The organism is Neobacillus bataviensis, from assembly GCF_019969725.1.
In genome coordinates this window covers 479,322-491,881 of sequence record NZ_JAHXYW010000005.1, presented here as the reverse complement: position 1 = coordinate 491,881, position 12,560 = coordinate 479,322, and the positions used below count along the sequence as shown (strand labels likewise).

The 12,560-nt window shown below is 40.5% G+C and carries 6 protein-coding genes and 2 rRNA genes; 4 read left to right on the top strand and 4 right to left on the bottom strand.

Annotation, left to right across the window (positions count from 1 at the left end; all coding sequences use genetic code 11):
* Together LC455_RS16060 and rrf are read left to right on the top strand one after the other, a co-directional pair.
* Window positions 1-117: ribosomal RNA gene (locus tag LC455_RS16060) — 23S ribosomal RNA — on the top strand; the annotation flags it as partial.
* A 90-nt stretch (window positions 118-207) separates the two neighbouring features.
* Window positions 208-324, top strand: a 5S ribosomal RNA gene (gene rrf, locus LC455_RS16055).
* A gap of 122 nt (window positions 325-446) precedes the next feature.
* Here rrf and LC455_RS16050 read toward each other — a convergent pair.
* From LC455_RS16050 to LC455_RS16040, 3 genes are all read right to left on the bottom strand, one after another.
* Complete coding sequence (locus LC455_RS16050; RefSeq protein ID WP_223592241.1) at window positions 447-2,294, bottom strand: diguanylate cyclase; 1,848 nt, start codon at window positions 2,292-2,294, stop codon at window positions 447-449.
* Between the two features lie 174 nt (window positions 2,295-2,468).
* Window positions 2,469-3,065 (bottom strand): DUF5317 domain-containing protein, encoded by a 597-nt coding sequence (locus LC455_RS16045; RefSeq protein WP_223592284.1) that lies wholly within the window; start codon window positions 3,063-3,065, stop codon window positions 2,469-2,471.
* 406 nt (window positions 3,066-3,471) lie between these two features.
* Window positions 3,472-3,777: a DUF4359 domain-containing protein gene (locus tag LC455_RS16040; RefSeq protein ID WP_223592239.1), complete on the bottom strand. Its 306-nt coding sequence runs from the start codon at window positions 3,775-3,777 to the stop codon at window positions 3,472-3,474.
* Between the two features lie 357 nt (window positions 3,778-4,134).
* Here LC455_RS16040 and LC455_RS16035 point away from each other — a divergent pair, with 357 nt between their 5' ends.
* On the top strand, window positions 4,135-5,052 hold the full coding sequence (locus LC455_RS16035) for a CPBP family glutamic-type intramembrane protease (protein WP_223592237.1): 918 nt from the start codon (window positions 4,135-4,137) through the stop codon (window positions 5,050-5,052).
* Window positions 5,053-5,069: 17 nt separating this feature from the next.
* On the opposite strand, the gene LC455_RS16030 is transcribed toward LC455_RS16035, so the two are convergent.
* Window positions 5,070-6,977 (bottom strand): hypothetical protein, encoded by a 1,908-nt coding sequence (locus tag LC455_RS16030; RefSeq protein WP_223592236.1) that lies wholly within the window; start codon window positions 6,975-6,977, stop codon window positions 5,070-5,072.
* 553 nt (window positions 6,978-7,530) lie between these two features.
* Between LC455_RS16030 and LC455_RS16025 the strand changes: the two genes are divergently transcribed.
* Window positions 7,531-12,426: a 5'-nucleotidase C-terminal domain-containing protein gene (locus LC455_RS16025; RefSeq protein WP_223592234.1), complete on the top strand. Its 4,896-nt coding sequence runs from the start codon at window positions 7,531-7,533 to the stop codon at window positions 12,424-12,426.
* Window positions 12,427-12,560 lie beyond the last annotated feature (134 nt).

Genomic DNA, 12,560 nt, shown 5'->3' with positions numbered 1-12,560 from the left:
TTTCCCATAGCGTCAAGCTAGTAAGAACCCTGAAAGATGATCAGGTTGATAGGTCAGAGGTGGAAGCGCGGTGACGTGTGGAGCTGACTGATACTAATCGTTCGAGGACTTAACCAAGTCATATGAACATATGAAGGTGAACTCGATTTTACTAAAGCTTCTTCTGCATTATCTAGTTTTGAGAGAACGAATTCTCAATTAAAATTGTCTGGTAATAATGGCGAGAAGGTCACACCCGTTCCCATACCGAACACGGAAGTTAAGCTTCTCAGCGCCGATGGTAGTTGGGGCACGCGCCCCTGTGAGAGTAGGACGTTGCCAGGCACGAAAAGGGACAGCTAAATAAGCTGTTCTTTTTTGTATTCTAATAGCCAAATAAGATTAAAAACAAAAGCAATGGATTTTTCTCCATCGCCTTTGTTTTTATAGCTGTAGTGTAAATAATTTTAACTATTCACAGCTTCTGAAATCTCTTCTAATTCTTCCCCTGAGTTATCAAGCTGCTTAATTAATTCAATAAATGGCTCGACGAATTGTGGGTCAAATTGTTTCCCGGAACAGGTCCGTAATTCAACAATGGCTTCATTAAAAGTTTTTGTCTTTTGATAGGGGCGCTCGGTTGTCATGGCATCAAACGAGTCAATGACACATAAGATACGGGCTAATTTCGGGATTGTTTTTCCGGCTAGACCATACGGGTAGCCCTTGCCATCAAAGCGCTCATGATGGAGCTCAACTAATGGGATTAAATCCTCTAATTTTTTATTTGTTGAAATAATTTCTTTACCCCACGTCACGTGCTTTTTCATCATTTCCCATTCATGTGGATCGAGCTTTCCTTTTTTATTCAAAATATCCCTTGGGATTTCAATTTTTCCAATATCATGAATTAAAGCACCTAGGATTAGCGTTTTCCGTTCGTGATCCGTTAAATGGAGTATTCGTGAAAAATCGACCGCGTATTGGTAAACCCTTTTACTATGACGATAGGTATATACATCTTTCGAAAGAAATATTTTTAATTGCTGTTCGGCTTCCTCCAGCTCTTTTTCAAGAGCGAGAGAACGCTGAACCGAATATTCGGAGTGTTCATTGTATACCTTGACCAAATTTTTCCCTTGGTCTTTTGCCGCGTACATTGCTTGATCTGCTTTATTGAGAAGCTCAGATATACTATATGTTTCCTTTTCGCATTCAGCAATTCCGGCAGAAAAGGATAGGCATCCGTAAGGGAGCCCTTCAACTCCTTTATAATAGGTATCATTCGCTTTTTTTCTTAGTTCGTTCATAAAGGATAAGGCTGTCTGGCGATTGGAATTTGGCATCAAAATCGAAAACTCTTCTCCGCCATAACGTGCAACCGTGTAGTTTTTCTCTTCTGACTCGTTTTTCAATAAAGTACCAAATTCCTGAAGTAATTGATCTCCTTGAATATGTCCATATAGATCATTGTATTTTTTAAAATCATCAATATCTAGAAGAACAACACTTAGTGGCATATCTGTTTCTTTTGCAAGGGCAACCTCTTTTTCGAAAATCTCTTTAAAGTAGCCGTGGTTATTAAGTCCAGTAAGGAAATCCTTATTGGCTTTATCTAATGTGGCTTGAAACAATTGGAAATGTTGATTAAAGGCCACAGACAAAAGGATCGCAATACAAATAAAAAGGAAAAGACCAAAGTATGTTTCCCTATCGAATAATATCCCACAGACAATGGAGAGCAGGAGGGTGGTTACATAACTAACCAAAAAGGATTTATCCTTGAGCATTCCGATAAAGACGGAATTGATCTTTTCTTTATGCAGTAAAAAGAAATAAACACCAATCAAAATAATATTAATAAAAAAATAGGCGCTTAACGATAATAAATAGGCTAATAGATTATTAGTATTAATCTTATGAAAGCTGCCACCTAATAGATTATATACTTGAGAGGATAAAATCATCATCAAGCTATACAAAGCGAAATTAAATAAATGCTTCCACCAAACAATTTTCCTTTGATAAACTGCATTTATTAAGCTGGTTACAAGCAATATATCCAATGTAAAATCAAGTCCAAATAAAAAAATGCCTGCCATATAGATGGCGGAATCCATGGAGGTAGAATTTCCTTCAGGAGGAATGGGAATCGTGTAATGATTTAGAAGTAAAATTGCCCCAATGAAGGCAAATTTAATCACCATATTTGAGGATGTGTCGAACTGGAAGGTATTGTTCGTTAAGAACGCTATACAACCGATAATGGTGACAATAATTAAATAAATATTAGATGGGCTTTTCATTCGGTCCATGTGTAATCACTCTTATCTATATAAAATAAAAGGGAGAAGTTATCTGAGATTAACTGCTCCCAAGAATTGATTATATTAGCTTCCAGCCTGATGTTAAAGCAACAATTAACGATCCTAAAATGATCGCATTTACTAAAATACCAGTTAATTTGATTCCTTGTGGTTTTTGTTGTTTCATCTTCTTTCACCTCCTTTCATAGAATTTGAGGTGTTATTGACCTCCAAGGAAGATGGATGCTTTAGCATTAAATACTGGATAAACAGAAAAATGCCAATATTCATGACCACATCCCCGATACTAATAATCTGTGTTCGTGGATAAGGTTTAGAGAGAGGGATAATATCCCCTAAGAATCCCAGATAAGTTGATTGGGTTAATATTTGGTGTTTAGCAGCTAAACCCTCTTTCAAGGCATCCATATAACTCGGATCCAAAATAGAAGCCGCCTCCAAAGATACCGGCATCCTTCCGCCATTAATAACCATTACTAAAAAGTTGAGAAAAACCCCAATTAAGATTAGTAGAAACCCAGGATTTTTACGATTCAAAAATAAAAAGATTAAACCTAGTACATAAATGGCCATGTAAATGTAACCGCTTAATTCGCCAAGAAATTTATAATCATTTTGAAACGTGAAAATGACAAGTTCAATTACTAATAAAAGTGGGAACATCCATCCCCATTTTAAATTTAACTGTGCTAAACCTCTTAAATTACCTTTTCGGAAAAAACCAATGACAAATGAGAGAAAAATTCCATCGAAAACCATCAACAATTAACCTGCCTATCAGCAAATATTAAATGAATATGTATATATTTGGAAATGTTATATAGGAATAATATCCTATAACCATAATAATTTTTAGAATTGTCGAATACAAGAGTGAATTTTGAAAATTGATTGTATTTTTTGAAAATTTTTATCAAACTAGGAAAAGACGATTTAGAGCAAAACAAAAAAGCAGCTGAATGCTGCTTTTTGAATGTTAATTATACTTGTATACTATTTCTTATTGATTAAAAGGGGTTTGTACTTTTCTTTTGGGGTATCTGGAAGGATTAGTGTATCCCCATTTTAACTGGACATCTGATTTTCCCTTGATAGAAGCAATAAGTTCAAGTGGAAAAAGTCGAATAACATCAAAAGGCCGAGTGGGTTACCATTCGGCCTTTTATTATTGCTTTTCAAAACTCGACAGCGGAATAAATTGATGAAAAATTCCAATGGATTTCACTTTTCCCATTCCTACATCGGAAAAATCAGTTTCGTAAATAGAGAAAATAAAATAATCGGATTGTTTAGTGCCTGCATCGAAAATTGGTTTTCCAGCAAGTGAGAGAATGCCTTTTTGCAGCAGGTTCGAGGACTTGTCCATCGTTTTGTGATTAATCCAGTCGATATATTCTGCTCGACCCGGATTGGTGGAAGATAATACAAAAATCACTACAACTAGAAGAATAATAGAAGCAACCTGTTTCATTTTTTTTAGACCCCTATTCGTCATAAAATGTGTAAACTAGTATAAGATGTATTAATAATTTGGAAATGAACTCACACTGCTTGTACATTCTTATGTTAAAAGGGCTGAAAAAATGACGGGTAAATGATGAAATGGAAACAATATTTTGGTGATAATTGCCTGACGGTATGTTAAATTATTACTATTATAATCTTGTAAAATGTTAAAGGGGAATTGCCGTGTTAAGAAAATGGAAGTGGGCCATTGCCTGCTGCTTATTCCTGCTTTTATTTAACGGACTAGGAATCCTGGCAGCCAATATTCTTGGTAAGTAACAGGAGATTTTTAACAATAAATCACAGGCAAGGAGTGACGCGGATGATATCAAATTTAACGAAACCAATATCGAAAAAGTTACTCTTTGCAATGCTCATTGTGGCGGTTGGCGCTGAAGTCCTTCTTTATCTGGCCCGTTACAGCTATTTGGCCAGTACCCTGTATGATGCAGTCATGGTTTCATCTTTTTTTGTTGGCTGGAAGATATACCGGCGGCTGGGGTATGAGAGTGTCCAACAGAAAACCAAGCGCCAGCGGATTCTGCAATTCACCGGTTCTTTTCTGATTTTTTTCGTCGGCAGCACGATCATCAATATATACTCCAGTGCGATGTTTACAGATTTCAACGATGATTATGACCAATATGTTGAAGATTATACCGATAATCAGTCCTTTGCTGCGGAAGATGATGATATTGTCGCAGCGGATGGTCCCGTTTGGGCTTTTTTTGATAAGGTTGATATGATTGGCGGGGATTTATATACGGATGCCCTTGCCGGTTTAGAAGAGGTATGGCGCCTATGTTATATCATTTTGCTGCTGATGGTGTTTAAAAAAATATTCCGCCGCCGCTGGGAAAGCGGCTCTAGAGATATATTCCTGATGTTTGCCTTGTTCTTGACATCAATAATATTCGGAATTGACCACACATTAGATGCGGAGCAGCCGTGGTCGATTAAATTAGGGGCAATCGTCACGTTTGGCAACATGGGTTTATTGTTAGGCCTCATCCTTCTGTGGACACGAAGCCTGTGGTTAACGGTAATTGTCCACTCGCTTTACGATATCACAGCTACCTTGTCATGGTATTATATCGATTATGCTGTTGAATTTTTTGCGCTTGTTGTTCTTTTTGTCCATGTGGTGCTGTTTTCATTGGAAAAAATGCATCAAAAACTCCCGATGGATATGCAGGAACTATCAAATCAGCCCGAAGAAAAAGGTACGGAATCATTTTGATTTCGTACCTCTTTCTGTTATTTTATCCAGGCACCATCGGCTCCAAGTTTATATCCGCCAATCACGGTATTCTTGGCCATTTCCCCGCTTGGGTAGAAATAATACCATTTTTTGTTGATTAAAAGCCAGCCTTTAGCCATTGCGCCGCTGGTATTTAAATAATACCATTTCCCGCCGTCTAACAACCAGCCAGTCTTCATTGACCCGCTGCCGTTAAAGTAATACCACTTTCCGCTGACGGCTACCCAGCCGGTCTTCATGATTCCATTTGCATCAAGGAAGTACCACTTGCCTCCATCTAGAAGCCAGCCGGTTCTTTTTTTGAAGGTTTTTGGATCGAAATAATTCCAGTTGTAGTCAAACTGACTCCAGCCGGTTATGTTCCATGATTGGGTATAAAGATTAAACGTATCCGCCTCATAAGTATCCTCTTCGCCTGCAGCAATCAGGTCAAATGTATGATATCCTGCATATGGCTTCAATCCTTCCCACTTATAATAATGGGTGTTTCCATCCATTTCGGCCAATAATTCATCATCCATATATAATTCAAAGCTGACAGGTTCTACCCCGTTAAAGTACCAGGCCAATTCCCACGTATTATTTGTATAACGGTTTCCGGTATATTCAAACACATTCACATATACACCGCGATTAATCAGCTCGGTTACAATCTTATCTGCCGGACTGCCCTTTTTCCATGTGATATTATATAAATCATCAATGTGTAATTCCTTCAGATTTGGAATCGATTTTAATGGTGCAAGGTCTGTAGCAGGATTGTAGGATACATCAAGATATTCTAAGCTTGGCAGTAGGCTGAGTGGTTTAAAGTTTGCAATTTTATTCATATTAACATCTAAATATTGAAGCTGCTTTAATTGCGAGAGAGGACTTAAGTCGGAAACTAAATTACTTGGCACTTCTAAGACTGCTAAATTAACTGCATATTCCAAACCCTTCAGGGAACGGACACCGAGGTCTTTTTCAACAGAAATCTCGGTAAGGCTCTCTAGGTCACTTACCTGTAAACTGCGGTTAAAGACCAATAATTCCTCTTTTACAATTCCCTCAAGTACCTTATCCTCCATCGAAATGATTTTTCCGGAAGGAAGCGGCTCTGTTGTAAACTCAAGGGTTTGCTCTTCACCTGTTTCAACGCCATCTTTTAGGACAGCAATGGTTACCGAATAATCGGTATTTGCCTTTAAGCCTTTAATAGTAAAGGTTTTTTCCACGCTTTTTCCAAACTCTCCATCATTAAGGAAAATTTTATAGCTTGTATTTTCTGCCCAATCGCCGTGGTATTCCCATTCGACTCTCATGGCGCTTTCACTTGTTACGGACTCTATAAATTCCACAGGTCCATATGGAGGACAATCAACTTCCACGCCTGCATCAATCAGCATATCAAGTGTTTGCCAGGCACTTCTGTCATAGTACCAATCAATATCCAAATCCATCACTGATACGTAGGCTAAGTTTGGCAGGGTTGTTAAACGAAATATATCAGTGATATTCGTCCCGCTGATGTCAAACTCCTGTAGGGATGTCATCCGCATCAAATACCCAAGGTCTTCAATCGGGTTATAGGAAATTTCAGCAGCCTGTAATTTCGTCAGATTCAGGATTGGTTCAATTGATTCTATATTATTGTCAGATACATTAAGCTCCTCAAGATTGATGGCTTTTTCTAATCCTTTCAAGCTATGAATCTCGAGCCCCTCGGCATCAAGAGTAACGAGCGCTTGGATTTTCTGTTCCGTTAATGGCTCATCATCCGTTAAGGATAAGGTCTCTCTGACTGATTTTTCGAGTGTCTTATCCTCGAAAAGAACGACAGAATCGGCTGCCGCTTCTGATAAATTTGGAAGCGAGAAAATCGCCCCCAGGAAAACTAGTAAAAATAAAACATTCTTTCTCATCTTTTCCCCCTAAAACACGTAATACTTGTATTATACATTATAGTTAATTTTTAAAAATACTAGAAATTGTAGGGATATTTTAGAAAAATAAAGAAGTCTAGCAAGTAGACTCCTTAAGAAAAGATTTTTTTCCGAGGTCTGTTCCAGACCTTTATGTAGGTATTGCCTTCTTTACAGCGAAACACCTTAATCCCTATTAGTTTTAGGGGAGTGAATATCTCCTTCATATGCAAAAGCGGCATATTCTCAGTCTCCTAAAATAGTATTTATTTCCATCATAACGGATATGCAGGAATGGGAAATTGATAAGACTCGATAAATATCGACCTGATTTCCCGAGAAATGACGATTTTTGTGACGGTTAGCTTGTAAAGATATAGTAAGTTTAGTGTGTCAATTTGGTAAAATTGTTAAATATTGTAGATTGGTAGATTGTTTTAAAGTAGAATAGTAGGTATACGACAAAGGTTACTAGAAGGGGGAATGCTTATTTAGTATGTTTACTACCATTAAGTCGCAGGTATAAACATTCAAAAAAGAGGAGGCGCAGAGATTGAGGTTTATTAAAAAACAGCTTTTTATTGTAACGACTATTTTAACATTACTAGCAAGCTACGTGCTGCCATACCTTCATCATGCGAGTGCAGCAGAAAATTACATAACGGTAGCACAAGCCATTGCCAATAACTCTGGAACGGCAACCGTGAAAGGGTATATTGTCGGCTATGCGAAGTCAGGAACGAACTATCAATCGGCAGCACCCTTTCCAGATGATTTCAATTTTGGTATTGCCGATAGTGCAGCTGAAACCGACCCGGCAAAAATCCTTCCAGTTCAAATAAGTTCAGGCTTCAGAGCGGAGTTCGGGTTGAAAACGAATCCTGCGAATATAGGGAAAGTTGTATTTGTCACCGGAACATTAACACCCTATTTTAGTGTGCCAGGATTAAAATCCCCAACTGCCATGAGCTTTACATCTCCAGACGGAGGCGGTCCTGTTGACCCTCCGCCAGTTCCGGAAGATGGCATCAAAATCAGTGCCATTCAAGGGGAAAGCCATACCTCGCCATACAATGGCAAAAATGTTACTGGGGTGACCGGAATCGTCACTCAAGTGATGGACGCAAACAATTTCTATTTGCAGGACCCAGCCCCGGACAATAATCCGAAAACCTCCGAAGGAATCCTTGTTTACAGGAAAGCACACGGCTTAGTAAAAGGTGATAAGGTGGCCGTTGACGGTTTAGTAAAGGAATGGGTCATCGATGGGTACAGCGACAAGCTGGAAACGGACCTTCCTTCCACGGAGATCGATGCTAATGCAGGGAAAACAACTAAACTTGCGAGCGGCCAAGAATTACCGCCTGCCCTTGTCTTTGGCAAAGACATCCACCCACCGACACAAGTCGTTGATAACGATAAATTTGGCAGCTTCGATCCTGAGGAAGACGGAATCGACTTTTTTGAAAGTATTGAGGGAATGCGGGTGGCAATTGAAAATCCAGTCGCAGTTGCGCCGCAAAGATACGGCGAGGTTCCAGTCATAGTTGGGAAAGTGGATGGTAAGACCTATACAACTCCAGGCGGAATTCCGATTACAAAGGACAACATGAACCCGGAAAGACTGCACCTGCTGTTTGGCAACAAAAACTTTGTTTCCAAAACGGGTGATCGCTTTGATGGTACCGTTTATGGCGTTGTAACGTATACCTTCCAAAACTATAAAATTCTTACCGATGAAACAGCCTTGCCAAAGCTGGTGGAAAGTGATTATAAGCAAGAGATAACAGATATCGTCAAGAACGATGATATGCTGACTGTGGCTTCTTATAACATGGAAAACTACACAAAGGCCGATGCAGCGAAAACAAATAAAATCGCCCAGTCCATTGTCCAAAACTTGAAAACACCTGACATTATCGGTTTAGTAGAGGTTCAGGATAACAATGGTGAAACAGCAGGCGGCGGAACAGATGCTTCGCAAAACTACCAAGCGCTTATCGATGCGATTAAAGCGAACGGCGGTCCTGGTTATCAGTGGACAGATATTGCACCGGTTGACAATCAGGACGGCGGCGCTCCAAATGGAAACATTCGTGTCGGCTTCCTTTACAATCCTGACCGCGTTTCCTTAAAAGCAGGAGCAGCAAAAGGTACAGCCACACAAGCTGTCGGCTATGAAAATGGCTCGTTAACCTTGAACCCGGGAAGAATCGATCCGGCTAATGCGGCGTTCTCTTCCAGCCGTAAACCGCTTGCTGCTGAATTTATGTTTAAGGGCGAAGACGTGATTGTCATTGCCAACCACTTTAACTCCAAGGGCGGCGACCAGCCGATTTTTGGAAAAAATCAACCGCCGGTACTGGGCAGTGAAGCCAAACGGGTGCAAATCGCCGGCATCGTGAACAATTTTATTAAAGATGTAAAAAATAAAAATACGGATGCAAATGTGGTCGTTCTTGGTGACTTGAATGACTTCGAATTCTCTAATCCGTTAACAGCATTAAAAGGGGCAGAATTAACAAATTTAATCGAAAAAGTTCCTGCAGCTGATCGCTTTACCTATAGTTATCAAGGAAACTCACAAGTGCTTGATCACATACTCGTGTCTAACAATCTAGCAGATCGTTCCGAAATTGACATCGTCCACTTGAATTCACCATTCACGGCCGCACATGGACGTGTCAGTGACCATGATGCTGTACTGGGTCAGTTCAACCTGAAAACAGAAACTGCACCACCGGCTCCTAAGGCCATTGATCTGTCAATCATGCACGTGAACGATACACATGCTAATGTGGAGCAGTATCCAAAGCTGACGACAGCGGTCAACCAAGTAAGAGACGAGAAGCCAAATGCCATGCTTGTTGACGCAGGGGATGTGTTTTCAGGAACACTTTACTTCAATCAATATCTTGGAAAAGCTGATTTAGGCTTTATGAACACGCTTGGCTATGATGCGATGACATTTGGAAACCATGAATTTGATAAGGATTCTGCCACTCTGGCAAGCTTTATTCAAGACATGAAGTTCCCAATGCTTAGTGCAAACGTCAACGTAACCAATGATCCTATTTTAGGACCGCTTTTCAAAAATCAAATCAGTGACTCGCCAGAAGGCGGCAATATTTATCCGGCCATCATCAAAACGGTTGATGGTGAAAAAGTCGGCATTTTCGGGTTAACAACGGAGGATACTTCTTACCTTGCCAATCCATCGGATAAGATTGTGTTTGAAAATGCAACGGAAAAAGCGAAAGCAACAGTTACGGAGCTTAAAGCAGAAGGAGTCAATAAAATTGTCGTTCTATCCCATCTAGGCTATGGACCAGACCAGGAGCTGGCAAAAGCGGTGGATGGAATTGATATTATCGTGGGCGGACATACCCACACGAAGCTGGATCAGCCAGTTGTGATTGAAAAATCAGAACCAACCGTCATTGTTCAAGCGAACGAATACCTCAAATACTTGGGTGTATTAAATGTAAGCTTTGACGAAAATGGTGTGGTGACAGCACAGGATGGCAAGCTGATTGATCTGGGGCCAAATTCTACGGTTGTGCCTGATGCAGCAGCCCAGGCGAAGGTTGATGAATTAAAGGCTCCGCTAGAAGAATTGAAAAAGACAGTCGTGGGATCTTCAAATGTTGTTCTAGACGGTGAGCGTACTAATGTACGCTACAAAGAAACGAACTTAGGTAACCTTGTCGCCGATGCGATGGCCCAGAGAGCTAATCAACTGGTGCCTGGCACCTTTATAGCGATGCAAAATGGCGGTGGCATCCGTGCCTCGATTGACCAGGGAGATGTCACGCTTGGCGAGATTTACACGGTTATGCCATTTGCTAACTTACTAGTTACATTAGATCTGACCGGAGCTGAAATCTGGCAGGCACTAGAACATAGTGTCAGCAAAGTGGAAAGCGGAGCAGGTCAATTCATGCAGGTTTCTGGTATTCAATTTAAATATGACCCTGCTAAACCTGCATTTGATAGAGTTTGGGACGTGAAGGTTAAAACGGCGAACGGCTTTGAGCCACTCGATTTGGCGAAAACCTATTCAGTGGCAACAAATGCGTTCGTTGCGGATGGCGGTGACGGGTATACCGTCTTTAAGCAAGCGAAAACAGAAGGACGCATTCATGAACTGCTTCTTGTCGACTATGAAATTTTAACGGATTATTTTGCAAAAAATAGCCCGGTTTCTCCAACAGTTGAGGACAGAATCACGGCCGGTGCAGAGCCGCAGCCGCAAAATGGCTGGGTGCAGGCAGAGGGTAAATGGTATTACTATGAAAATGGGGTCATCCATACTGGATGGCTAGAATTAGAAGGTAAAAAATATTACTTTAACCAAGATGGTGTGATGCAGACAGGCTGGATGAAGCTTAATGAAAGCTGGTTCTACTTCGGCATAGACGGCGTCATGCAAACGGGCTGGTTAGCACTTGATGGAAACAAGTATTACTTGGGAACGGACGGTGTTTTAAAAACGGGCTGGGTAACAATTGAAAATGTAAACTATTTCTTCGGTCCTAACGGTGTCATGAAAACGGGCTGGGTTTATGCTGCTGGAAAGTGGTATTTCCTGGGTGCAGATGGTGCTATGCAAAACGGACTTGTTGAAATAAATGGAAAAAAATATTACCTCGGAACCGACGGGGCAATGCAGACCGGCTGGATCACACTCGATGGAAATGTCTATTTCTTTAATAACAACGGCACTATGCAAACAGGATGGCTGGATTTAGGCGGCAATCGTTATTACCTTGGAACCGATGGCGTTTTGCAGACAGATTGGGTTGAAATTGAGGGCAACTGGTATTTCTTCGATGAAACTGGCGTCATGGTCACCGGCTGGGCTCAGATCGACGAAGAGTACTATTATTTCGATCCAGAAGGCATCATGGCAATTGGATTGAACTACATTGATGATGAACTCTATTATTTTGACGAAGATGGTGTGAATCAAATTGGCTGGGTCGATATCGATGGACAATGGTACTACTTTGACGAAGATACAGGTGCCTTAAAGCTAGGCTGGGTATTATCAAATAAAAAATGGTACTTCCAGGATGAAGATGGAATTGTAACCGGCTGGGTGAAGGATAAGGGTAAATGGTATTTCTTGCACTCCGATGGTGTTATGAAAACCGGCTGGGTGAAGGATGCCGGCAAGTGGTACTTCTTAGCCTCTTCTGGTGCGATGCAAACAGGCTGGATTAAACTGGATGGGAAATGGTATTACCTCGATGCTACAGGTGCCATGAAAACGGGCTGGGCCTATGTCAATGGTTACTGGTACTTCATGAATAAAAGCGGCGACATGCAAACAGGCTGGCTATATATAGGCGGGAAGTGGTACTACTTATATGCAAATGGTAAAATGGCTAAAAACACCACAATTCAGGGCTATAAGCTCGGCGCTGACGGCGCTTGGATCCGCTGATAACTCATAGTAAAATAGGCCAACTCTACTTAGTAGGGTTGGTCTTTTCTATTTTAATATAGAAATAATATTCGCCAAACAGGAAATAGACAGCTTGTTTTATTAATTAAAAACCCTATTATTATACAATTCCG